Annotated in this window: 21 protein-coding genes and 1 rRNA gene; 5 read left to right on the forward strand and 17 right to left on the reverse strand. The window is 74.3% G+C overall.

Features of this window, described 5'->3' with window-relative positions:
• From ACFVXN_RS08905 to ACFVXN_RS08920, 4 genes are all read right to left on the reverse strand, one after another.
• Positions 1-548: ribosomal RNA gene (locus ACFVXN_RS08905) — 16S ribosomal RNA — on the reverse strand; the annotation flags it as partial.
• A 620-nt stretch (positions 549-1,168) separates the two neighbouring features.
• A complete protein-coding gene (locus ACFVXN_RS08910; protein WP_389230549.1) occupies positions 1,169-2,110 on the reverse strand; it encodes a co-chaperone YbbN in 942 nt (313 codons plus the stop codon).
• A 37-nt stretch (positions 2,111-2,147) separates the two neighbouring features.
• Positions 2,148-3,167, reverse strand: coding sequence for a hypothetical protein (locus ACFVXN_RS08915; RefSeq protein WP_389230552.1), 1,020 nt, complete (start codon positions 3,165-3,167; stop codon positions 2,148-2,150).
• A complete protein-coding gene (locus tag ACFVXN_RS08920; protein ID WP_389230555.1) occupies positions 3,164-4,903 on the reverse strand; it encodes a hypothetical protein in 1,740 nt (579 codons plus the stop codon). The genes ACFVXN_RS08915 and ACFVXN_RS08920 overlap by 4 nt, the downstream gene beginning before the upstream one ends.
• A gap of 219 nt (positions 4,904-5,122) precedes the next feature.
• Between ACFVXN_RS08920 and ACFVXN_RS08925 the strand changes: the two genes are divergently transcribed.
• On the forward strand, positions 5,123-7,366 hold the full coding sequence (locus tag ACFVXN_RS08925) for a hypothetical protein (protein ID WP_389230557.1): 2,244 nt from the start codon (positions 5,123-5,125) through the stop codon (positions 7,364-7,366).
• The gene (locus ACFVXN_RS08930; protein WP_389230560.1) at positions 7,363-7,857 is read left to right on the forward strand and encodes a hypothetical protein; all 495 of its coding nucleotides are present in this window, start codon (positions 7,363-7,365) and stop codon (positions 7,855-7,857) included. The genes ACFVXN_RS08925 and ACFVXN_RS08930 overlap by 4 nt, the downstream gene beginning before the upstream one ends.
• 33 nt (positions 7,858-7,890) lie before the next feature.
• On the opposite strand, the gene ACFVXN_RS08935 is transcribed toward ACFVXN_RS08930, so the two are convergent.
• From ACFVXN_RS08935 to ACFVXN_RS08975, 9 genes are all read right to left on the reverse strand, one after another.
• Positions 7,891-8,682, reverse strand: a complete 792-nt coding sequence (locus ACFVXN_RS08935) for an alpha/beta fold hydrolase (protein ID WP_389230563.1) — start codon at positions 8,680-8,682, stop codon at positions 7,891-7,893.
• Positions 8,679-9,518, reverse strand: a complete 840-nt coding sequence (locus ACFVXN_RS08940) for an alpha/beta hydrolase (RefSeq protein WP_389230566.1) — start codon at positions 9,516-9,518, stop codon at positions 8,679-8,681. The genes ACFVXN_RS08935 and ACFVXN_RS08940 overlap by 4 nt, the downstream gene beginning before the upstream one ends.
• 39 nt (positions 9,519-9,557) lie before the next feature.
• Entirely contained in the window at positions 9,558-9,869 is a 312-nt protein-coding gene (locus ACFVXN_RS08945) for a hypothetical protein (protein ID WP_389230569.1), read from the reverse strand.
• A gap of 99 nt (positions 9,870-9,968) precedes the next feature.
• A complete protein-coding gene (locus ACFVXN_RS08950) occupies positions 9,969-11,423 on the reverse strand; it encodes a glycoside hydrolase family 1 protein (protein WP_389230571.1) in 1,455 nt (484 codons plus the stop codon).
• Between the two features lie 122 nt (positions 11,424-11,545).
• Positions 11,546-13,816: an alpha-xylosidase gene (yicI, locus tag ACFVXN_RS08955; protein ID WP_389230574.1), complete on the reverse strand. Its 2,271-nt coding sequence runs from the start codon at positions 13,814-13,816 to the stop codon at positions 11,546-11,548.
• Positions 13,817-13,827: 11 nt separating this feature from the next.
• A complete protein-coding gene (locus tag ACFVXN_RS08960) occupies positions 13,828-14,763 on the reverse strand; it encodes a carbohydrate ABC transporter permease (protein ID WP_389230577.1) in 936 nt (311 codons plus the stop codon).
• A complete protein-coding gene (locus tag ACFVXN_RS08965; RefSeq protein ID WP_389230580.1) occupies positions 14,763-15,713 on the reverse strand; it encodes a carbohydrate ABC transporter permease in 951 nt (316 codons plus the stop codon). Before ACFVXN_RS08965 ends, ACFVXN_RS08960 begins: the two co-directional genes overlap by 1 nt.
• 76 nt (positions 15,714-15,789) lie before the next feature.
• Positions 15,790-17,109, reverse strand: coding sequence for an ABC transporter substrate-binding protein (locus ACFVXN_RS08970; RefSeq protein ID WP_389230583.1), 1,320 nt, complete (start codon positions 17,107-17,109; stop codon positions 15,790-15,792).
• Between the two features lie 77 nt (positions 17,110-17,186).
• Positions 17,187-18,239, reverse strand: coding sequence for a LacI family DNA-binding transcriptional regulator (locus tag ACFVXN_RS08975; protein ID WP_389230586.1), 1,053 nt, complete (start codon positions 18,237-18,239; stop codon positions 17,187-17,189).
• Between the two features lie 370 nt (positions 18,240-18,609).
• Here ACFVXN_RS08975 and ACFVXN_RS08980 point away from each other — a divergent pair, with 370 nt between their 5' ends.
• Genes ACFVXN_RS08980 through ACFVXN_RS08990 form a run of 3 tightly spaced genes read left to right on the forward strand, consistent with a single transcriptional unit; the run spans position 18,610 to position 20,543 of the window.
• A complete protein-coding gene (locus tag ACFVXN_RS08980; RefSeq protein ID WP_389230589.1) occupies positions 18,610-19,608 on the forward strand; it encodes a LacI family DNA-binding transcriptional regulator in 999 nt (332 codons plus the stop codon).
• Positions 19,609-19,657: 49 nt separating this feature from the next.
• Positions 19,658-20,206, forward strand: a complete 549-nt coding sequence (locus tag ACFVXN_RS08985) for a hypothetical protein (RefSeq protein WP_389230592.1) — start codon at positions 19,658-19,660, stop codon at positions 20,204-20,206.
• A gap of 10 nt (positions 20,207-20,216) precedes the next feature.
• Complete coding sequence (locus ACFVXN_RS08990) at positions 20,217-20,543, forward strand: helix-turn-helix domain-containing protein (RefSeq protein WP_389230595.1); 327 nt, start codon at positions 20,217-20,219, stop codon at positions 20,541-20,543.
• On the opposite strand, the gene ACFVXN_RS08995 is transcribed toward ACFVXN_RS08990, so the two are convergent.
• The 4 genes from ACFVXN_RS08995 to ACFVXN_RS09010 all read right to left on the reverse strand — a co-directional run bounded on the left by ACFVXN_RS08995 (position 20,513) and on the right by ACFVXN_RS09010 (position 23,351).
• Positions 20,513-21,799: an N-acetylglucosamine-6-phosphate deacetylase gene (locus ACFVXN_RS08995; protein WP_389230598.1), complete on the reverse strand. Its 1,287-nt coding sequence runs from the start codon at positions 21,797-21,799 to the stop codon at positions 20,513-20,515. The genes ACFVXN_RS08990 and ACFVXN_RS08995 overlap by 31 nt on opposite strands.
• A 124-nt stretch (positions 21,800-21,923) precedes the next feature.
• Positions 21,924-22,619, reverse strand: coding sequence for an endonuclease NucS (gene nucS / locus ACFVXN_RS09000; protein WP_389230601.1), 696 nt, complete (start codon positions 22,617-22,619; stop codon positions 21,924-21,926).
• A gap of 19 nt (positions 22,620-22,638) precedes the next feature.
• Positions 22,639-23,052: a DUF2550 family protein gene (locus ACFVXN_RS09005; protein WP_389230604.1), complete on the reverse strand. Its 414-nt coding sequence runs from the start codon at positions 23,050-23,052 to the stop codon at positions 22,639-22,641.
• 17 nt (positions 23,053-23,069) lie between these two features.
• On the reverse strand, positions 23,070-23,351 hold the full coding sequence (locus ACFVXN_RS09010; protein WP_389230607.1) for a F0F1 ATP synthase subunit epsilon: 282 nt from the start codon (positions 23,349-23,351) through the stop codon (positions 23,070-23,072).
• Positions 23,352-23,362 lie beyond the last annotated feature (11 nt).

Genomic DNA, 23,362 nt, shown 5'->3' on the forward strand with positions numbered 1-23,362 from the left:
ACGCCCAATAATTCCGGACAACGCTTGCGCCCTACGTATTACCGCGGCTGCTGGCACGTAGTTAGCCGGCGCTTCTTCTGCAGGTACCGTCACTTGCGCTTCTTCCCTGCTGAAAGAGGTTTACAACCCGAAGGCCTTCATCCCTCACGCGGCGTCGCTGCATCAGGCTTGCGCCCATTGTGCAATATTCCCCACTGCTGCCTCCCGTAGGAGTCTGGGCCGTGTCTCAGTCCCAGTGTGGCCGGTCGCCCTCTCAGGCCGGCTACCCGTCGTCGCCTTGGTGGGCCACTACCCCACCAACAAGCTGATAGGCCGCGAGTCCATCCCTGACCGATAAATCTTTCCAGACACTTCGGATGCCCGAGCGTCTCGTATCCGGTATTAGACCTCGTTTCCAAGGCTTATCCCAGAGTCAGGGGCAGGTTACTCACGTGTTACTCACCCGTTCGCCACTGATCCACCCAGCAAGCTGGGCTTCACCGTTCGACTTGCATGTGTTAAGCACGCCGCCAGCGTTCGTCCTGAGCCAGAATCAAACTCTCCGTAGATGTCTACATGGCAACCACCACCCGAAAGCAGCAGTCCACCGACACACGAACGACACCCCACTCGCTGGCGAGCAAGGCATCAGTTAAATTTGGCTTTGTGGTCCGACCCAGACGGAGCAGGGCCGATCCCACGTCAACCAAGACTCACCGATCTCACGCAACCACCCCGAACGAGGCGACCACCCGAGCCGATGAACCATCTTGGCATCAACTACTAGGCACACTGTTGAGTTCTCAAAGAACAGACGCGCATCCCTCACTCACCCTTGCGGGCTCCTGACCGGAGGCAACCGTTCAAACTTATCCGACCCGCTCCGGCCCGTCAAGTCCGTGCGGACCATCTGACCAGGCAGATCGATCCTCGGCGCGACGAGATTCGGGAACCGAAGTACCCGTACCGGTCGAGCTGAGGGGCTTGTCGTCCGCGGGACCAGCCACCGGATGCTCTCCGGTGTCCGTTCCTCCCTGCCGGGCGACGTCGTAGAACATTACGCAGGCCGGACCGGAGCGTCAACTTCGCAGGACGTGATCGCGGTCACCCGCGTGTTCACGCGGATCGGGGTGGCTCCGGAGTCCGGAGCCACCCCGACGGGAGGTGCGGTCAGCGACCGGGGGTGCGGTCAGTACAGCGCGCTGGCGAGCGCGCGACGAGCGGCGGCGACGCGCGGGTCGTCGTTGCCGACGACCTCGAACAGCTCCACGAGCCGCACCCGCACCCGCTCCCGCTCGGGGCCGGCGGTCACGCGCACCGTGTCGACGAGCCGGGCGAACGCGTCCTCGACCTGACCGCCCAGGACGTCCACGTCCGCGACGGCCAGCTGGGCGTCGACGTCGTGCGGCGCGTCGGCTGCCGCCTTGCGCACCTGGGCCAGGTCGGCATCGCGCGTCCGGGTGAGCAGACCCACCTGGGCGAGACCGGCCCGGGCCATGTCGTCGCGGGGGTTCTCCCGCAGGGCCTGCTCGTAGGCGGCGGCCGCAGCCGGGAGGTCGTCGGCCTCGATCGCGTCGTACGCCGCCTGGTGCAGCGGGGGCAGGGGCGGCTCCTCCGGCTCGGCCACCGCCTCGGGCGCGACGTCCCGCGGGGCGACCGTGCCGGTCACCCCGTTCGCGGCCGCTGCCTCCAGCACCTGGTCGAGCACGCCGCGGACCTGGTCCAGCTGCGGCGCACCCTGGAACAGGGGCAGCGGCTGACCGGCGAGCACCGCCAGCACCGCGGGGACGGACTGCGACTGGAACGCCTGCGCGATCTGCGGGTTGGCCTCCGAGTCGATTCGCGCGAGCAGCAGGCGCCCGGCGTACTCGTCCGCGAGAGTCCCGAGGTCACGGGCGAGGTTGATGCTCGTCTCGCTCCACGAGGCCCACAGCAGGACGACGACCGGGTGCTCGGTCGAGGACTGGACCATCGCGGCGAAGCCCTCGGTGTCGACGTCCACCACGTATGGGCCCGGCGTCGGCAGCCCGCCCGGGGTCCCGGGCGGCGGGGTGGCCGGACGGCCGAGCGCGGAGAGGTCCACCGCGCCGCGCGCGTCGAGGCGCGGCTGCGGTCCCGGGTTCTGGCTCATGCTCGTGTCGCTCCTGATCTCGCGTGGACTGTCGTGGTCACTCGCCGGACACCGCGGTGCGGGCGTGCTCCGCGGCCAGGACCTGCACCTGCGTCGCGGCGCCCGCCGGCGGGACGTACAGCGCCACGACGTCGGTCCAGGTGCGCACCAGGTTGCTGGTGACGCTCCCCTTACCGGCGAGCGCGGCGTCGAACGGGTCGTTCAGGGTGATGCTGCCCTGGCTGAGGGTCACGGTCGTGACGGTGTTCAGCTGGCCCACCACGATCGCTCCCCCGTCCGCCGTGCGCAGCGCGGTCACCGCCCCCTCGACCGGGGCGACCGTCTCGGCGACCGTCGCGACCGCCTGGAGACTCGCCGCCGTCTGGTTCCGGGCCTCGCCGAGCGCGGTGCGGAAGAAGTCCGGCGGGAACGTGGCGGCGGCGGCCGAGGCGTCGCCGTTCGTCAGGACGTCGGCGTACTGCCCGAGCGCCTCTGCCGGAGTCAGCAGGAGCGTGTCGTCGTCCGCGGCGACGGGCTCGCTGCCGACCGAGGGGTCCGCCGTCGCCGGCATCTGGACCGACGGGCCCAGCCGCGCCCAGCTCCACAGCCGGTAGGGCTCGCGCGGTCCGTCCTGCTGCAGCACGAGCAGCAGCGGGGCCTGGAGGTCGGCGGGCTGCTCGGTCACGACCATCTGGGTGCGCGGCCACGTGTCCGTGTCGGGGACGATCGTCGTCTGCGCCGTCATGGGCAGCGTCACCGGGGGACGCTCGCCGTTGGTGGCGACGGCGCGCACGTACTCGGCGCTCCGGATCGCCAGGGCCGGGCCGCTCAGGCGCGCCTCGAGCCCGGCCGGGTCCAGTGCGGCGTCGCGCTCGGCCAGCACCGCACCGACCTGGTCGAGCACCCGGGTCGACCGGGCGACGTCCATGACCGGCGGGGGGACCGCCGGGGCCGCGTCGGGGACGGGCTCCGGCACGGGGTTCGCGCAGGCGGCGAGCCCGAGCAGCGCGACGAGCGCGACGGTGGCACCGGCGGTGCGGCGACGAGGGGTGCGACCCCCGTGGATGCGTGCGGTCACCGGTCCTCCTCCGTCCCCTGCTGCGTGCTCGCGTCCTCGGCCTGCGGCTCTCCGTCCGCCGGGAAGCCCCACATGCGACGCCAGGCGTCGGCGCGCTGGGCGCGCGAGGCCTCCTCGTCGCCGGCGGCTCCCGGTCCGCCCGGGGCCGACGCGGCGGCCGTGGCTCCCGGTGCCGCCGAGGGTGCCGCCGAGGGGGCGGGTCGACCGCCGGGGCGGGCGGGGGCGGCGCCCCCGGGCGCGGACTGGTCCGGCTGGGGGGTGGGGCGCCAGGACCCCGGCGACGTCGCGGGTGCCGCACCGGGTGCGGGGGCCCACGCCCCTGCTGCCGACGCCGTGCCGGTGGCCGGAGCCGTCCGGGCGGGGGGCTCGTCGGGGGTGCCGGGCTGGTCCGGTCCGCGCGTGGCCGACCGGGGGGTGCGGCTCCACGGCATCCGGGCACCGAGTCCCCGGCGCCGTCCGGCGTCCGGGGTCTCGTCGGCCGGCACGGGCTGGTCCGTCGGCGACGGCGCACCGGGAGCGGCGACGGGGGCGACCGCCGGCACGACGCCGGTGGGGCGGTCGGCCGCCGACGTGGTCGGGCCGGGACCACCCTCGCGCGGGGCGGCGGGCGGGCGCTCGGCGGAGCCGCCGTCGGGCGTCGGCGTCGAACCAGGCACCGGCGTGGGACCGGGCACCGGCGTCGCACCGGTCACCACCGGCGTCGCACCGGTGAGGACCGGGGTCGCACCGGTCACCACCGGGATCGCGCCGGTGCCGGGCCGACGGCCCTTGCGCTGCGCGGCCGCCGCGGCCTCGGCCTCGCGGATCTGACGCCGGGTGAGCGGGCCGGTGGTCGGCGTCACGGTGCCCAGCGGCACCGCACCCGACGCGCCCGTACCCGCGCCCTCCCCACCCGCAGCGCCGGTGCTCGACGGGGCCGTCGCGGCGTGGCCGCCGTCCGCGGTGCCGGGCGCCCCGGGACGTGCGGCCGCGGCCAGGCTCCCCGGCGGCGCGGTGACGGTCGCGAAGGTCCCGGTGGCGACGGAGTGCCACTCGGCCTCGTCGCCGTCGTGGCGGTGCCGCACGATACGCACCAGGAGGATCGCCGCGACCGCGAGCAGGAGGACGCCGAGTGCCACGCCCGGCCAGAGCCAGGGCGTGGTGACGGTCTGGGGCCAGGAGAGGTCGAGCGTCGGGGCGGTGTCGCCGAGGCTGACCGCGATCAGCGACCAGCGGCCGTCCTGCGCGGGCCACTCGAGCGACGCCGAGCCGTCGCCGGACGTCTCGACGACCCACATGTCCGAGCCGGTCGGGTCGGCGGCCGTCGCCGCGGACCCGTCGGCGGCCGGCGCCGAGGCGCTGGGCTCCGGCACCGGGGTCGCGGCGGCGGCGTCGGCGCTGGGGTCGGTGGACGGTGCGTCGGTCGCGGGCTCCCCCGCGGTCGTCGCCAGCGTGTGCCAGTCGGACAGCCCGGTGACACGGGTGTACGGGTCGGAGCCGACCCAGCCGGTCACGTCGGTGTCCCGTCCGATCGCGAGCACGACGGGCGAGCCCTCGGCGCGGACGGTGACGGTGACCGGGTCCCCGGCGAGCTCGAGCACCCCGGGGTCGGTCACCAGGGTGCGGACGTCGCCCCCGGGCGCGGCGGTGGCGATCAGGGGGTCGTCGGCGCGCCAGGCGGTGGCCGACGCGACGCCGAGTCCCACCGAGGCGACGCCGAGCAGCCCGAGCAGGGCGGCGATCAGTCGCTGGAGCACACGGATTCCTCTCGAACGTGACGGCCCAGGATAGGCGAGGTGCCTGGCACACCCGGCACCGGGCCGGTCCCGACGCCCCCGGACGACCTCGCGCAGGACGGTGTCCCGTGCCGGGTTCGTCCCGATACCCTGGACGGCGGACGCGGGCCGACCGACGCCCTGAGCCTCCCGCCCGGAGGCCGTCCTCACAAGCGCTCGCGCGCCCGCAGGAGGAACTTCGTGGCAGAAGACCGTTCGACCTTCCCGGTGGTCAACTTCCGTGGCTACGACCGCGCGCCGGTCGACGCCCGCATGGACGAGCTCGACCGCGCGCTCCAGGATGCCCGTGGTCAGGTCGCCTCGCTCGACGAGCGCGTGCTGCAGATCTCCGGCGAGCTGTCGGAGGCGCACCGGCAGCTGCGCGAGGCCGAGCGTCCGACGTACTCGGGGCTGGGTTCGCGCATCGAGATGCTGATGCGGTCCGCGGAGGAGCAGTCGTCGGACGTGGTGCAGCAGGCCAACGCGCAGGCGTCGGACGCGCTGGCGCGGGCGCGGCTCGCCGCGGGCCAGCTGCGCGCACGGGCCGAGAACGAGGTCGCGGAGATGCTGGCGACCGCGAAGCGCGAGGCGACGGAGGAGCGCACGACCGCGCACGCCGAGGCGGAGAGCGCCCTCACCGGCGCGCAGCGCCGCGCCGAGGAGCTGGTCGGCTCCGCGGAGCGCGAGGCCGCCCGCATCCAGACCGCCATCGCGACCGAGGAGAGCGAGCGCCGCTCGGGCCTGGAGCGCGAGCTCGGCACCCTGCGCGCGACGGTCGAGCGCGAGACCACCGAGCTGCGGATCAGCACCGAGCAGGCCGCCGCCGCGCTGCGGTCCTCGACCGAGGCCGAGACGACCGCGATGCGGGCGGACGCCGAGCGCTACGACCAGGACCTGCGCCAGCAGGCGGACGCCGACACCACGGCGCTGCGGCAGCGCGTGACGGCGGAGCTCGCCGAGCTGCGCACCGAGGCCGAGCGCTGGGCGGCGTTGCAGCGCTCGCTGGCCGCGACCGAGATCGCCGAGGCGCGGCAGGCGGTGGGCGACGAGGTCACCACGCTGCGGGCGGACGCCCAGGCGTACGCGGACGGCGTGCGGTCCGCCGCCGAGCGCGCCGCGGCCGAGCTCCAGCAGCGGGTCGCCGCGGAGACGACCGCACTGCGGACGGAGGCCGAGCAGTACTCCGGCTTCGTCCGCGCGACCGCCGACCGCGAGACCGGCGAGCTGCGGGCCGCGGTGGCCGACGAGGTCGCCGCCGCGCGGCAGGAGGCCGAGCAGGCGCTGACCGCCCTGCGGGCCGAGGCCGAGCAGTACGCGTCCGAGCTGCGCGCCGGCGCCGAGCGCGAGTCCGCCGAGCTGCGCGACCGTGCCCGGCACGAGACCACGACGCTGCGGGCCCTCGCCGAGCGCGAGACGACCGAGCTGCGCTCCACGACGGAGCGGGAGACGACCGAGCTGCGCGAGCGCACGGACCGCGAGGTGGCCGAGCTGCGCGAGGCGACCCGCCTGGACGTCGAGCGGCAGGTGACCGACGCGTCGCGGACCGCAGACGACCTGCGGGCCCGGGCCCGCACGGAGGCCGACGCACTGGTGGCGCAGGCGCGCCAGCAGCTGGCGGACGCGGAGCTCGCGATCGCCGCGCAGCGGGAGGCCGCCGAGCGCGCCGACGCCGAGCGGTACGCGACGGCCCGCGCCGAGACCGAGAAGCTGGTCCAGGACGCCGAGGCGCACGCCGCGGACGCGGAGCAGCGGGTCGCGAAGGCGCTGGAGCAGGCGGAGAAGATCCGCGTCGACTCCCAGGAGCAGAGCAAGTCGCTGCTGTCGAACGCCCGGCAGAACGCCGACCGCGTGGTGGCCGAGGCCCGCGAGCACGCCGAGAAGACGCTCTCGGAGGCGATGGCCGAGTCCGAGCGGGAGCGCACGACCGCCACGCGCCAGGTCGAGGACCTGAACCGGCAGCGCGAGTCGATCACCTCGTACCTGGACGAGCTCCGCAACCTCCTGGGCCACGACCCGGTCCCGAACAAGCAGACGCTGGAGCGGGCGGACGCGGCGCAGGCGCAGTTCGAGAAGCAGGCGGCCCGGCCGGCCGCTCGGCCGGCGAAGGGCGGCAAGGGCCGGCCCGCGCCGGTGTCCGCCGCGACGCCCGCGGTGGCCCAGCCGGCCGCCCCGGAGCCGGCGGGCGCGGCCGAGCCGAAGGCCGCGGAGCCGAAGGCCGTCGAGCCGAAGGGCGCCGAGCCGACAGCCGACGCCGCGCCCTCGGCCGACGCGGGCGACGGCGCCACGTCGCCCGCCCCGACGCCCGAGCGCGGCACCCCGGCCGCCCAGCAGCGCGCCGGTGCCGTCGGCCAGACCCCGACGGCCCCGGCCGCGAGCGGTCAGGGCGACGCCGGCGAGGGTGACGCGCCCGCCGACGAGGTGGCCGCGGCGTCGGCCGACAAGTGACGGACCACGAGTCCGTGGGCGCGGCGGACGACGCCGCGCCCTCGGACCCGGCCGCTGCGCCCACGGACCCGGCGGGCGACTGGCGCTCCCGGCGCCGCGAGGCGGCCGACGCGCACGAGGCGGCGCTGCGCGCCCGGCGGCAGGCGGAGTCCGCACGGGCCCGCGAGCTGATCGCGCGGTTCGTCGCGGACGCCGGGGCGCGGGGGGTCGCGCCCGAGCCGCTGCACGCGCAGGGCTACGGCGGGCGCGGTCGGTACCGCACGCCGCTGACCGGCTGGTACCTGCGCCGGGACCGCACCGTGGCGGTCGGCACCGACGGCGGCTTCTACGTGCTGACGGTGCCGCCGTCGCTCGCCGGCCGGCTGCGCGGCGTGCGTCCGGAGCCGCAGGACCCGCCGCTCGTGATCGGGGCGGGCGGCAAGGACGGCGAGTCGCTCGACCTCCCCGTCGCACTGGCGCGGGCGCTCGGCGACGCGCCCGCCGCGGGCTGACACCGCCGGTCCAGCGCGGGCCGACGCCGCCGGTCAGGCCTGCGCGACCAGCACGCCCAGCGCCTCGGCGACCGCGGCCGGGTCCTCGACGGCCGTGAGGTGCCCGGCCCCGGGGACGACCACCGGTTCGACGCCGAGCGCGTCGGCGGTGCGGCGGGCTTCGGCCACCGGCGTCGGGCGGTCCTCCTCCCCCACGAGCACCAGCGCGGGCCGGCCGCGGAACGCCTCGAGCACCGCGAGCCGGTCCGGCCGGGCCGCCATCGCCCGCTGCGACCACGCGACCCCGGCGGGCGGCTGCGCGGCGATCCAGCCCTCGACGCGGGCGACGACGCCGACGCGGGTGCGGGCTGCCGCCCCGAGCAGGTCCGCGGCCATCGGCAGCACGGCGTCGACGGTGCCCGCGGCCTCCACGGTGTCGGCGACGCGCAGCCGGTTGGCCCGCGCCTCGTCGGCGTCGGCCACGGCCTTGGTGTCGAGCAGCCCGAGGCCGACCACCAGGTCGGGGTGCCGCTCGGCGAGCGCGAGGGCGACGTAGCCGCCCATCGACAGCCCGGCGACGACCGCGCGCCGGTGCCCGGCCCGGGTCAGGGCGTCGGCGACGGCGTCGGCGGCCGCCTCGAGCGACGGCTCCGGCAGCGGGTGCGCGGCCGCGGCGCCGAGCCCGGGCAGGTCCACGGCGAGGACGGGCTCGTCGCCGGGCAGCAGCGCCGCGACGTCCGCCCACATCCGGGCGTCGAGCGGGAACGCGTGCAGCAGCACCAGCGGCGTGCCGGTGCCGGGGCGCAGCTCGTGCAGGACGGCGGTGGCCGTCGGGGTGTGCGTCATGCGTCCTCCTGCTCCGAGCCGGCGAACCCGGTGTCCTCGACCGACTGCGGCACGGCGGGCGCGTCGGCCTGCTCGCTGGGCCCGTCCCAGGTGGTCGGCAGCGGCGTCGCGACGTCGGGCCGGACGTGCCGGACGATCTCGTCGAGCACCCGCCGGACGTACGGCTCGCCGACCCACAGGTGCTTGGCGCCGTCGACGCCGATGACCTCGGCCTGGTGGACGCGCGCGAACCGCTCCCGGGCGGCGTCGGGGCGCAGGTAGTCGTCGTGCTCCGGGACGAGGACGACCAGCGGCTTGCCGTCGGCGTCCCACGCGTCGAGGTCCGCGTCGGTGGCACGGTGCAGCGGCGGGGACAGCAGGACGGCGCCCTCGACGACCGGGTCCAGGCCGTGCATCAGCGCGAGCTCGGTGCCGAACGACCAGCCGACGAGCCACGGGTGCGGCAGGTCGCGGAACTCGGCGAGCTCGATCGCGGCGTGCACGTCGAGCTTCTCGGAGCGCCCCTCGTCGAACGCGCCCTCGCTGGTGCCGCGCGGGCTGCTGGTGCCCCGGGTGTTGAACCGGAGCACCGCGATGTCGGCCAGGGCGGGGAGCCGCCACGCGGCCTTGCGCAGCACGTGCGAGTCCATGTAGCCGCCGTGCGTGGGCAGCGGGTGCAGGGTGACCAGCGTCGCCGCGGGCGTCCTCGGCGTGCCGTCCGGGTGCACCGGGAGCGCGAGCTCGCCCACGAGCGTCAGGCCGTCGGCGGTGTGCAGCTCGACGTCCTCGCGGTGCGCGGGCAGGACGGTGAGGGAGCGGATCGGGGTGGCCGAGGTCGGCGCGGCGTCGGTGGTCATCGCCGTCGAGGGTAGTCCCGGACCCGGCCCCGCGGGAGGTCAGCGCCGGGTCGGGCCCCGCCGCAGCCGGGCGGTCCAGCACACGCTGTGCCAGTGCCGTCGGTCGGCGAGGGCGGCGTCGGGGCCGAACAGCCCGTCGGCGGCCCAGGCGACGACGTGGGGCGTGCCGGGCAGGATCTCCTGGTCGCAGCCCGGGCATCGGTAGGTGCGCTCCGAGCCGCCGACGCGCTGCACGGTCCAGCTGCCGTCGGGGCCCTCCTCGGAGGTCCGGCCGCCGCGGACCCGCTCGGCGTCGAGGGGCACGTGCCCCGCGGCGTACGGGCGCTTGCTAGAGCGGCGGGAGGACGGCACGTCCCGATTCTCCCCCGCCCGCGCGGGTGCGGCAGGTCCGGGACGCGCCGGAGGGCGGCCACCGGCGTGCGGCGGCCGCCCTCCGGCGGTGACGGGGAGTCAGGACAGCGTGGCCGCCGACTCCGCGGGCGCGATGGTGCGGGTGGCGATGAGCTCCCGGTACCAGAGCGCCGAGTCCTTCGGCGTGCGCTCCAGGGTGTCGTAGTCGACGCGGACGACGCCGAACCGGCGGTCGTAGCCGTAGGCCCACTCGAAGTTGTCCATCAGCGACCAGACGAAGTACCCGCGCACGTCGGCGCCGGCGTCCATCGCGGCGCCCACGGCGTCGATGTGGTCGTGCAGGTACTCGACGCGCGGCACGTCGTGCACGCGGCCGTCGGCGGACACCTCGTCGTCGAACGCGGCGCCGTTCTCGGTGACGGCGAGCGGCAGCGTCGGGTAGCGCTCGTGCAGCTCGACCAGCAGCTCGGTGAGTCCGGCGGGCTCGATGTTCCAGCCCATCGCGGTGTGCGGGCCGGGCTGGGGCAGCCACTCGACGTCGTCGCAGCCGACCCAGGGGCTGACCTCGGACGACTTGTGGCCGTCGACGCCGGGGCTGCCGTCCCCGACGACGGGTTCGCCCTGCAGGCGCTGCACCCGGCCGGTGGAGTAGTAGTTCACACCGAGCAGGTCGATGGGGACCCGGATCAGCTCGAGGTCGCCGTCCTGGACGAACGACCAGTCGGAGACGGCGGCGGTCTGAGCTGCGACCTCGGCGGGGTAGCGGCCCTCGAGCAGCGGCTGCAGGAACACCTCGTTGGCGACGACGTCGACCTGGCGCTTGGCGGCGACGTCCTGCGGGGCGTCGGACGCGGCGCGGGTCACGTGCAGGTTGAGGGTGATCGAGATCTGCGCGGCGTCGCCGAGCACCTCGCGGATCGCGCGGGCGGCGAGGCCGTGCGCGAGGTTGAGGTGGTGCACGGCGGCGAGCGACGCGGCGGGCTCGGTGCGGCCGGGCGCGTGCACGCCGGACGCGTAGCCCAGGTACGCGGAGCACCACGGCTCGTTGAGGGTGGTCCACACGGTGACCTTGTCGCCGAGCTCCTCGGCGAGCTTGCGGGCGTAGTCGGCGAACCGGTAGGCGGTGTCGCGGTTCGCCCAGCCGCCGGCGTCCTCGAGCGGCTGCGGGAGGTCCCAGTGGTAGAGCGTGACGACGGGCTTGATGCCGGCGGCGGTGAGGCGGTCGACGAGGTCGGCGTAGAACGCGATGCCCTCGGCGTTCCACTCCCCCGAGCCGGTCGGCTGGACGCGCGGCCAGGCGATCGACAGCCGGTAGGCCTGCAGGCCGAGGCTCTGCATCAGGGCGACGTCCTCGGGGACGCGGTGGTAGTGGTCGGCGGCGACGGCGCCGGTGTCGCCGTTGAGGACGGCGCCGGGCTTCGCGGAGAACGTGTCCCAGATGGACGGCCCGCGGCCGCCCTCGGTGGCCGCGCCCTCGATCTGGTACGACGCGGTGGCCGACCCCCAGAGGAAGTCGGCGGGGAACTGGCGTCCGGAGGGACGAGAGGTGGTCATCAGGGTTCCTCGGGGTGCTCGGGTCGGTCTGACGGCGGTGTCGAATCGATACGATACAGGACCGTGGAAGCGCTCCCGCTCCCCCTGCCGCGCGGGCGGCGGGCGGAGCGGGAGCGCGACGCTCACACGGCGGGCAGCTCCAGCGTGTCGCCCTCGGCCGCGACCGGCGAGCCGAGCCCGTGGGCGGCGGACCACGCCGACGGCACGGCACCGGTCACCGCGACCCGCACGGTCCCGCCGGAGCGGGTCACCCGGAACGCGGCCTCGCCGTCCGGACGCGCGACCGTGGTCGTCGAGTCGTGGCCGTCGGCCAGGCCGAACAGCCGCAGGGTGACGCCCTCGGCGTGGTCGTAGTCCGGGCGGTCCGTGCGTGCTCCGACGGGGAGCACGGTGCCGGGCCGCACGAGCAGCGGCAGCGAGGCGAACCCGTGCCGCTGCCGGTGCCACCGCGGTCCGGACACCGTCGAGCCGTCGAGCAGCGACGTCCACTCGCCCTCGGGCACGTAGACGTCGACGTCTCCGTCGGCGGTGAACACCGGCGCGACCAGCAGCGACTCGCCCAGCATGTACTGGGTGTCCACCGACGCCGCACCGGGCTCGTCGGGGAACTCGACGACCATCGGCCGCATCACCGGCAGGCCGTCGGTGTGCGCCTCCCGGCCGACCGCCGACAGGTACGGCATCAGCGACAGCTTGAGCTCGGTGAACTGCCGCGTCACCTCGACCGACTCGTCGTCGAACGCCCACGGCACCCGGTACGAGCTGGACCCGTGCAGGCGCGAGTGCGACGACAGCAGGCCGAACGCCAGCCAGCGCTTGAACACGGCGGCGTCGGGCGTGCCCTCGAACCCGCCGATGTCGTGCGACCAGTAGCCGAACCCGGACGACGCGAGCGACAGGCCGCCACGCAGCGACTCCGCCATCGAGACGAACGTCGACTCGCAGTCACCGCCCCAGTGCACCGGGAACTGCTGGCCGCCCGCGGTCGCGGACCGGGCGAACAGCACGGCCTCGCCCTCGCCCTTGACGTCCTCGAGCAGCTCGAAGACGGCCTTGTTGTAGAGCTGCGTGTAGTAGTTGTGCATCCGCTCGGGGTCGGAGCCGTCGTGCCAGACGACGTCGGTCGGGATCCGCTCGCCGAAGTCGGTCTTGAAGGCGTCGACGCCCATGTCGAGCAGCGCGCGCAGCTTGCCCTGGTACCAGGCGGTCGCGTCGGGGTTGGTGAAGTCGACCAGCGCCATCCCGGACTGCCACAGGTCCCACTGCCACACCGAGCCGTCGGCGCGCTGCACCAGGTAGCCGAGCGCGCGACCCTCCTCGAACAGGTGCGAGCGCTGCGCGATGTACGGGTTGATCCACACGCACACCTGCAGGTCCCGATCGTGCAGCCGCTTCAGCAGGCCCTCGGGGTCCGGGAACGTCGCCGGGTCCCACACGAAGTCGCACCAGTGGAACTGGCGCATCCAGAAGCAGTCGAAGTGGAACACCGACAGCGGGAGCCCGCGCTCGGCCATGCCGTCGATGAACGACATCACCGTCTCCTCGTCGTACGAGGTGGTGAACGACGTGGACAGCCACAGGCCGTACGACCAGTCCGGCACCCTCGCGGGGCGGCCGGTCAGCGCGGTGTAGCGCCGCAGCACGTCCTTCGGCGTCGGGCCGGCGACGACGTAGTACCGCAGCCGCTCGCCGGGGACGCTGAACTGGGTCCGCGACACGACCTCGGACCCGACCTCGAACGACACGTGGCCGGGGTGGTCGACCAGCACGCCGTAGCCCGCGTCGGTCAGGTAGAACGGCACGTTCTTGTACGCCTGCTCGGACGAGGTGCCGCCGTCGGCGTTCCAGACGTCGACGGTCTGCCCGTTCTTGACGAACGCGGTGAACCGCTCGCCGAGCCCGTAGACGTGGTCGGCGACGCCCAGCGCGAGCTGCTCGCGGACGAACGGCCGGCCCTGCGCGTCGGTGACCACGCCGACTCCGCGCGCCGAGGACCCGGTGACGACGCGGCCGTCGACCTCGATCTCCAGCGCCCACTCCCCCGACGTCGCGACGCGGGCGGTGAGGTTGCCGGTGGTGAGCGACGCGCGGCCGTCGCCCGCGGTCGGACCGGCCACGGTCACGTCCGGGCGGGTGTCGTGCAGCTCGAACGCGGGGCCGGCGGGCGCCGCGCCCTGGTGGTGCTCCACGGTGACCCCGAGCACGCCCTCGGCCGGCGAGTCCAGCGTGATCGTGATGAGCGGGTGGTTGAGGGTGTCGCCCCGGGTCTCGAGGCGGCCGGTGCCCGCGTACGCGGTCAGCGACCGCTCGCCGAGCACCACCTCGTCGACCGCGCGCGGGCGCAGGACGGTGACGCCGGGGAGGTTCTGCCAGTAGCCGTCGGTGAACTTCATGGGTGGGGCTCCTACTTGACCGCACCCGCGGTGATGCCGCGGGTCAGCGTGCGCTGGAAGATGAGGAAGAAGACGATCGCCGGGATCATCGAGACGAGCGCGCCCGCGTTGGTGGTCGGGGCGTCCATCATCCGGTCGCCCTGCAACGACGCGAGGGCGACGGGGATCGTCTGGGTGGCGTTGGTCGTGAGCATGACCAGCGGGATGAAGAACTCGTTCCAGGTCCAGATGAAGAAGAAGATCACCAGGACCGACAGGGTCGGCCGGACCACCGGGAACACGACGCCCCACAGGGTCCGCCACCGGCCGGCGCCGTCCAGCGACGCGGCCTCGAGCAGGGCCTTCGGGAACGTCCCGAGCACCGACGACAGCAGGTAGGTGCCGAACGCCGCCTGGATGACGGTGAAGATGATGATGACCGACCACTGGTTGTTCGAGAGGCCGACCTGCTGCGCCATCTGGAACAGCGGGTAGACCAGCACCTCCTGCGGCAGCATGTTCGCGAGCAGGAACAGCGTGACGATCGACATCCGGCCCTTGACCTTGCCGACGCCCAGCGCGTACGCGCTGAACAGCGACAGCGTCACGCCGAAGACGGCCACGGCGCCGGAGATCCAGATGGAGTTGACCAGCTTCTCCGGGAAGTTCACGCGGTCCCAGAACGTGCGCAGCCCGTCGGTGTAGAACTCCACCGGGAACGACAGCGGGCCGTTCTGCGAGTAGTCCGCGGGTGCCTTGAACGCGTTCAGCACCATGATGACGAACGGCACCATCATGACGACGGCCACCAGCACCGCGCCGGCGAGCACGAACCAGCGGGCGGCGCCGCGGCGGTGCCGGGCGTCGACGGCGGCGGTGCGCGGGCGGCGGGGGCGGCGCGGGGTGCGGGGCGGGACGCCCGCCCCGACGGTGCTGGACGCCGGCAGCGTCTCGATCGGGGTGGCCATCAGCGACCCTCCTCCTCACGGCGGGCGCTGCGGGCCTGCAGCACCATGATGACGACGGCGATGAGGATGATCAGGACCGTCAGGACGTTCGCGATGGCAGCGCCGTAGCCGACCTTCGACTTGTCGAAGAAGTTCAGGTACGAGTAGTAGCTCGGCACCAGCGTCGAGGACTCGGGGCCGCCGCGGGTCAGCACGTAGATCGGGCCGAACACCTTCAGCGCGGCGACGGTGCAGGTCAGGGTGATGACGAAGGTCTCCGGCTTGATCTGCGGGATCGTGATCGCGCGGAACCGGTGCCACCAGCCCGCGCCGTCCAGCTCGGCGGCCTCGTACAGCTCGGGGTCCACCCGCTGGAGCGCGGACATGAAGATCACGACGGGGTAGCCGATCTGGATCCAGATCAGCACCAGCATCACCGTGGGCAGCGCGGTGTCCGTCGAGCCGAGCCAGTTCGGCGGGTTGGCGACCCCGATCTCCCGCAGCACCACGTTCACGGCGCCGGTCTGGGAGTTGAGGATCCAGTTCCACAGCACGCCGGCGACGGCGACCGGCAGGATCTGCGGCAGGTAGTAGGTGGCGCGCAGCACCGAGGCCACGCGCGGCCCGAACCGCTTGCCGAGCACGTCGAACAGCGTGGTCGCGAGCAGCAGGCCGACCAGGGTCGGCACCACCACCATCGCCAGGATCATCGCGATCGAGTTCCGGAACGACGTCCAGAACTGCTCGTCGGCGAGCAGGTCGGTGTAGTTGCCCAGCCCGTACCAGCGCAGCGGCGCGTTGCCGCCCTTCCACTTGTGCAGGCTGTACCAGATGTTCATCCCGAACGGGATCAGGATGACGACGGCGAAGGCGATCAGCCCGGGCAGCAGGTAGGGCAGGTACCCGACCCAGTCGCGCGAGCGACGGCTGCGACGCCGGGTGGGCGGCGCGGCGCGGTCGACGGTGGTCATACGGCTCCTCGAGGTGCGGTGCGGGTGTCCGGGCCCGGCCGGCGGCGTGCGGTCGCCGGCCGGGCCCGTCGGGCGGTCAGCCCTCGAGCAGGTCCGTCTTGCCGTCCTCGTACGCGGAGGACAGGCCGTCGAGCACCTCGGACGGGGTCTTCGACTGGTTGATCAGCGACTGGAGCTCGCTGACGATCACGTCGTAGAAGCCCGGCACCGGCCAGTCGGGGTAGTACGCCAGACCGTCCTCGGCGAGGATCGACTCGAAGTTCTCGGTCATCTCCTTGGTCTTCTCGTCCGTGATGGCGGACGAGTCACCCGCGACGGGCAGGCCACCGGCCTGGCCGAGGATCTCCTGCACCTCGGGGCGCAGCGTGATGTCGATGAACTCGTAGGCGAGGTCCTTGGCGGTGGCGTTCTCCGGGACGACCCACAGGTTGCCGGACGAGCCCGGGTGCATCGTGTTCTCCGGGAACAGCGCCTGGCTCCACGTGAACGGGATCTCCTCGGTCAGGCGGCCGAACCACCAGGAGCCGGAGACCATGATCGGGTAGGTGCCGTTGATGAAGGAGACGCCCATGTCCTCGGCGGTCAGCGCCGCGGAGTCGGAGGCCACGTAGCCGGCCTTGATCCACTCGTCGAGCTTCTCGGTGGCCTGGGTGAACGCCTCGTCCTGGAAGTCGACGTCCTCGGTGAACAGCTGGTACGCGTCGACCAGGTCGCGGTCCGCGTAGTGCAGCACGAGCTCGTACCAGAGCTGGCCCATCGGGTACTCGGCGCCGGCCTCGGCCAGCGGCGTGATGCCCGCGGCCTTGAACGTGGCGAGAGCGGCCTCGAACTCGTCGAACGTCGTCGGCTGGGTCAGGCCCTGCACGTCGAGCATGTCCTGGTTGTAGTAGACGCCGACGAACTCGCCGTAGTTCGGCACCCCGTACCAGTCGCCGGAGCCCATCAGGCCCTGCTCGTCGTACATCGCGGTGGTCTGGATCGACGCCGGGAGGGTGTCGGTCCAGCCGCGGGACTCGGCCTCGTCGGTCAGCGGGGTGATGAGGCCCTGCGACGCGAGCTGGCCGGCGGTGGCGTTGCCCTTGTTGTACTCCATGACGTCCGGGACGTCGTCGCCGGTGAGGAAGATCTTGGCGTTCTTCTGGATCTGCTCGAAGGTCTGGTTCTCGACGACGACGTCGACGTCCGGGTTCTCCTCCTCGAAGATCTCGACGGCGCGCGCCCAGGCCTGGCCCATCGCCGAGTCGTCGTTCTCGTAGTGCCAGATGGTCAGGGTGTCGGCGTCGCCGCCGTCCCCGCCACCGCCGCCGCTGTCGCCGCCGCACGCCGTCAGGGCGAGCACGCCGGCGAGCACGAACGCTCCGGCCGCAGCCACCTTCCGCTTCCGCTGAACTGCCATCACACGTCCTCCTCGTCGAGTTCCTGCTGTGCTGTCCGGTGGGCGGTGCGCCGGTGCGCGCCGCCCCGTGGGTCCCGCTAGGGGGTCTGGGGGTGCCGGCCGGTGCCGACGGGGGGCGCCGCGGTGCTGCCGCAGTCGACGAACCGGCACCGCTCGAGCGCGGGCAGCGGTGCGCTGCCGGTCTCGATCAGGGCGAGCAGCGCGTCCACGCCCGCCCGGCCGAGCCGCGCGCCGGGGGCGTGCAGTGTGGTCAGGGGCGGCACGGTCTGGCCGGTCACGGCGGGCGACGACACGACGGCGAGCACCGACACCGCGCCGGGCACGTCGACCCGCCGGGCGGCGAGCTCGGCGACGACGCCGAAGGTCGCGTCCTCGTTCATGGTCACCACGGCGGTGGGCGCCGGGCCGGGGCCGTCGAGCAGCCGCGCCGTGGCCGTCCGGCCGCCGGCCACCGACTCGTCGGCGAACACCTGCGTGGACACCAGGTCGTGCAGGGCGGCCGTCCGCTCGAACGCGGCGGCGGCGCGCACGGTCGGGCCGTGGCCGTCGGCGAGGCGGTGCTGCGCGTGGTTGACGAACGCGATCCGGTGGTGGCCGAGCGCGACCAGGTGCTCGACCGCCTCGACGAGCGTCGCGTCGAAGTCCACGTCCACGCTCGGCAGCGCCGCGTCGTCGGGCGCGTCGGTGCGGCCGATCAGCGCGACCGGCACGCCCGCCTCACGCAGCCGGCGCACCCGCACGTCGTCGCGGTGCACCTCCATCACGAGCACGCCGTCCGCGAGTCCCTGGCGGGCGACCTCGAGGACGCCGTCGGCGTCGTCCGCGGCGAACGGCCACAGCACCAGCTGGTAGCCGCGCTCCTGGGCGACGGCGGCCGCGCTCAGCAGGAACTCGGCCGACGTGCGGCTGAGGCCCGCGGGACCGACCGGGTGGGTCAGCGCGAGCACGTGGCTGCGCCGGGTCGCCAGGCCGCGGGCGAGGGCGTTGCGGCGGTAGCCGAGCTCGACCATCGCGGCCTCGACGCGGGCGCGGGTCGCGGCCGACACCGGGCGGGAGGTGGTGAGGGTGGCCGACACCGTGGAGAGCGCGACGCCGGCACGACGTGCGACGTCCTGCATGGTCACCACCACGTGCCCTCCTCCTCGACGGCTTCCCGACCCTCCGCGATGAGGTGTCGAAGCGCTTCGCGCGCCGCCAACCTAGACCGGGTCGCGGGGTGCTGTCCAGGGCCGCAGGTATCGAAACGATCACGACACTGGTCGAAGCGATTCGACCGCCTGGAGGGGTCGGATGTCCCGCTTGATCCCGATCGCGACGCCAGCTCGTGCATCGCACACCCCGGAATGCGGCGTGGCCTGCACACTCACTGTCGAAGCGCTTGCACACTATCGCGTGCCTGCTGGAGCATGCGCACCGCCGCCGCGGGGGCCCGGCGCGCGCACGTCGACCCGGACCGCGGACCTGCACCCACCAGGGCGATCGCCCCACTACCCTGGGCCGATGGCGACGATCGGCGACGTGGCCCGCGCGGCGGGCGTCTCGGTGTCGACCGTCAGCTACGTGCTGAGCGGCAAGCGCACCATCTCCGCCCCCACCCGCGAGCGGGTGCAGCGGGCGATCGCCGACCTCGGGTACCGGCCGCACGCCGGCGCCCGCGCGCTCGCGTCCAGCCGGAGCAACGTGATCGCCCTGATGGTCCCGTTCCGGCCGGGGATCAACGTGCAGATCATCATGCAGTTCGTCGCCGGCGTGGTGACCACCGCCCGCGAGCACGACCACGACGTCCTCGTCCTCACCCAGGACGACCCCGCCGGCATGACCCGGGTCGCCGCGAGCTCCACCGCGGACGCGCTGATCGTCATGGACATCGAGGCGGACGACGCCCGGCTGCCCGCCCTGCGCGCGCTCGCGCTGCCCAGCATCCTCATCGGTGTCCCCGACGACACCACCGGCCTCAGCTGCGTCGACCTCGACTTCGCCGGCGCCGGCCGGCTCGCCGTCCGGGAGCTCGCTGCCCACGGGCACGAGCACCTGGTGCTCGTCGGCGCCTCGCAGGACCGCCTCGACCACCGCGCGAACTACGCGGTCCGGATGCGGCACGGCGTCCAGGAGCAGGCCGCGACCAGCGGGGTGTCCGCCGCCGTCGTGCCCGCCGAGCCCACGTTCACCGGCGGCGCCCAGGCCCTCGACCGGGTGCTCGCCGACCACCCCGGCACCACCGGTCTGGTCGTGCACAACGAGGCCGCGCTCGGCGGGCTGCTGGCCCGCGCGGCCGAGCGCGGGCTCCGGGTGCCGCAGGACCTGTCGATCGTCGCGATCAGCCCGGCCGACCTCGCGGCCGCACTCCCCGTGCCGGTCTCGATCATCGAGGTCCCCGGCGCGCGCATCGGCCGGATCGCCGTCGAGATGGTGATGGCCCGCCTCGCCGGCGAGGACCTCGCCGAGACCCGCCTCGTCGCCCCCGCGTACACCGACCACGGGAGCGTCGCGCGCGTGTAGGTGGTGCGGCCGCGCGGACCACCCTCGCACGGCACCGTACGTTCGAAGAGTGCCGACCACCCGACGGACGTCGAACTGCAGCCTCGGCGTGCCCGTGGACCTCTACTGGCACGCGTGCGTGGAGCCCGAGGACCACGTCGCCGCGGCGACCGCGGCGGTGTTCCGCGCCCTTGGACGCCCGGGGCGGCGTTGGAACCCGTTCGCGGAACGCATGGTGCTCGCCGAGATCCGCGGGCGGCTCCGGGCCGCGGCCCGGGGCGAGCTGCGACCGGTGGACCAGGTGAAGCCCATCGGCGAGGGAGACGCCCTGTTCGAAATCCGGTGGCTCGACATCCCGGTCACGGAGGTCGCCCCGGACGGGAGCTCCCGGCACTCCACGACCGGCGCGCGCCTCCTGCACGCGGAACCCCTGGCGCTGTCGGTGTGCGCAGTCGGGCTGCACGCGCACGAGAAGCCGCACGGACAGGACGACGCGACGGCCCGCGCCCGGCAGGACGCGGAGATCAGGGTCGCGCTCGACCGCTACCACGCGGGTGTCGGGTCGCTCTGGGGCCTGCGTCGCTCGTCGGGGTTGCCTCGACCCCGACGCGGGGAATAGATTTCGATCTATGATTCCCGACCTGGACACGCTCGACCGTCGCGCCGATGCACTCGTCGACGGCCACGCACGCCTGCTGCGGGACCTCGTCGCGATGCGGGCTGCGCACGGCCTGACGCAGGCGGAGGTCGCCGAGCGGATGGGTGTGAGCCAGCCGACGGTGGCCGCGTTCGAGCGCTACGACGCGAACCCGACCCTGTCGACGCTGCGCCGCTACGCCCTGGCCGTCGAGGCGCGGATGGAGACCGCGGTGATCGACGAGTGCGCCGACGACGCGCCGTCCGCCGCTCCGGGCTCTGCTGAGGCTCAGCCCCTGACGAGCCGTCCCGCGCGGTAGACCGCGACGCAGCCCAGGTCCCCGTCGGTCACCACGACGTCGGCGCGCCGTCCGACCGCCAGCGCGCCCAGGTCCGGGCGACCGAGCACCTCCGCGGGCGTCGTCGCCGCCGCCCGCACCGCGGCGACCAGCCCGATCCCCGCGCCGACGACCGTGCGCACCACGTCGAGCAGGTGCGCGGTGCCGCCCGCGATCGCGCCCGCGGTGCCGTCCGGCTCGACGATCCTGGCGACGCCGTCGCCCACACGGACCGCCATCGGCCCGAGCCGGTAGTCCCCGTCGGCCATGCCCGCCGCAGCCATCGCGTCGGTGATCAGGGCGATCGATCCGGGCCCGACCAGGTCGAACACCGCACGCACCGTCCCGTCGGCGAGGTGCGTGCCGTCGGCGATCAGCTCGACCACGAGGTCGCCGCGTGCCGCAGCGGCTAGGCACGCCGCGATCGGCCCCGGGTCCCGGTGGTGCAGGGGGCGCATGCCGTTGAACAGGTGCGTCGCCGTGGGGCGCGCGGAACGGCCGCGCCCCGGTCCCCCGCCGGCGGCCGCCGCGCGCCGGCCGCCACCCAGGAGCGCCCGGGCGCGCTGCACCGCCGCGTCGACCTGCTCCGCCGCGGCGTCGGTGTGCCCGACCGACGGCACGGCTCCCGACCGGACGAGCGCCGCCAGGGCGTCGTCGCGCCCGTCGCCGCCGTCGGCGACCCCGGGCACCTCCGGGGCGACGGTCATCGTCACCAGGTGCCCACGCGCCGCCGCGGCCAGGTCGGCCACCAGCGCCGGATCGCCGGCGAGCATGTCGGCGGGGTTCTGCGCGCCGCACCGGTCGGCGGACAGGAACGGCCCCTCCGCGTGGATGCCCACCAGGTCGCCCGACTCCACCAGGTCGGCCAGCAGCGCGGCGCGGGCCAGCAGCACATCACGCGGCGCCGTGACCAGCGACGCGACGAGGCTCGTCGTCCCGTGCCGCAGGTGCTCCGTCGCGGCGACCAGCGCCTCCTCGCGCGTCGTCGCGTCGGGGAAGCTCGACCCGCCGCCGCCGTGGTCGTGCAGGTCCACCAGCCCCGGCAGCAGCGTGGTGCCCGGGGTCGGGTCGCCGGGCACCTCGTCGGCCCAGCGCGCCGGCACCTGCGCCGCCGGTCCCACCCACACGATGCGGCCCTCGGCGAGGACGACGGCCCCGTCGGTCAGCACCTCGGTCGGGGTCACCACCTCCCCGCGCAGGACGACGGGCGGCAGCGGCAGGTCGGCAGGTGAGCTCACGCGGACATTCTGGCAGGGAGAGGTGGCGCTGCGGGGCCCGGTGTGGATCCACCCGGCACGACACGCACGGCGTGGCGCACCGGAATCGTCCACCCGCGCGGGGTGGATCCACCCCGGGGGGGGGTCAGAACAGCCGCGAGTCCACGTCGTCGACGCCGCGCATGGCGTCGTAGTCGAGCACGAGGCAGGCGATCCCCCGGTCGGTCGCGAGGACGCGCGCCTGGGGCTTGATCTCCTGCGCGGCGAACACGCCGCGCACGGGAGCCAGCAGCGGGTCGCGGTTGAGCAGCTCGAGGTAGCGGGTCAGCTGCTCGACACCGTCGATGTCCCCGCGGCGCTTGATCTCCACCGCGACCGTCGCACCGGCGGCGTCCTTCGCGAGGATGTCGACAGGCCCGATCGCGGTCGGGAACTCGCGGCGGACCAGCGTGTGGCCGGAGCCGAGCACCTCGATCTGCGCGGCCATCAGCTCCTGGAGGTGCGCCTCGACGCCGTCCTTGACGAGCCCGGGGTCGACGCCGAGGTCGTGGGCGGAGTCGTGCAGGACCTCGTGCACCTCGATGACCAGGCGGTCGTCGGACTTGGTGTGCTGGACGGTCCACACCTGGGCGACGCCGCGCTCGACGGCCTCGCCGGTCGCGTCCTGCGTCTTGAGGGTGCAGGGCGGGCTCATCCAGTTCAGCGGCTTGTACGAGCCGCCGTCGGAGTGCAGCAGCACCGAGCCGTCCGCCTTCACCACGACCAGGCGGGTGGCGAGCGGCAGGTGGGCGTTCAGCCGGCCGCTGTACCGCGCGGAGCAGCGCGCGACGAGCAGGCGCATCGGGGGTCCTCCGGGACGGTCAGATGACGGTGCGCGCCACGGGCGGCGCGGCTTCCAGCCACGAGGTGAGGCCGGCGTAGGCCTCGGGGGTCATGAGCAGCTCGACCTCCTCACCGGGGGCGACCCGGCAGGTGACGAGCAGCGGGCCCCCGGGGGCCGCGCCCTCGACGGCGGACCGGCGCTCCAGCACGGCGATCTGGCCGCGCGGCCAGACCTGCTCCGGGCGCGGGGCGAGGGAGCGCAGCCGCCACCAGTAGAGCTGGCGGGCGCCGTAGTGCGCGATGCCGCGGACCCACCGGCCCCCGACCCGCCGCGAGCAGCGGAACGAGCCGACCCGGCTGGTGAGCGAGTGCCAGCGGGAGAACGCGAGGCCCGCGACGACGAGCAGGGCGACGACGAGCAGCAGCGCGATCAGCACGACCTGCCCGCTCATCGCCGCCGCCGCTCCCGTCAGTGCGCGGACGTGCCGGCGGTCGCCGCCTCGGCGGAGTCCACCACGACCGTGACCTGGTCGCCGTCGACGGACAGGAAGCCGCCCTCGACGGTCCACCGGTGCACGGTGCCACCGGCCTCGAGCACCCGGACCTCCCCGTGCCGGAGCACGGAGAGGACCGGGGAGTGCCCGACCAGGATGCCGATCTCCCCGTCGGAGGCGGGCGCGCTCACCTGGCGCGCCTCACCGGACCAGATGGTGCCGTCGGTGTCGACGAGGTCGACCTCGAGCTGGGCCATGAGACGGGTTC

The organism is Cellulomonas sp. NPDC058312 (assembly GCF_042880135.1).
In the GTDB taxonomy this organism is placed as follows: Bacteria; Actinomycetota; Actinomycetes; order Actinomycetales; family Cellulomonadaceae; genus Cellulomonas.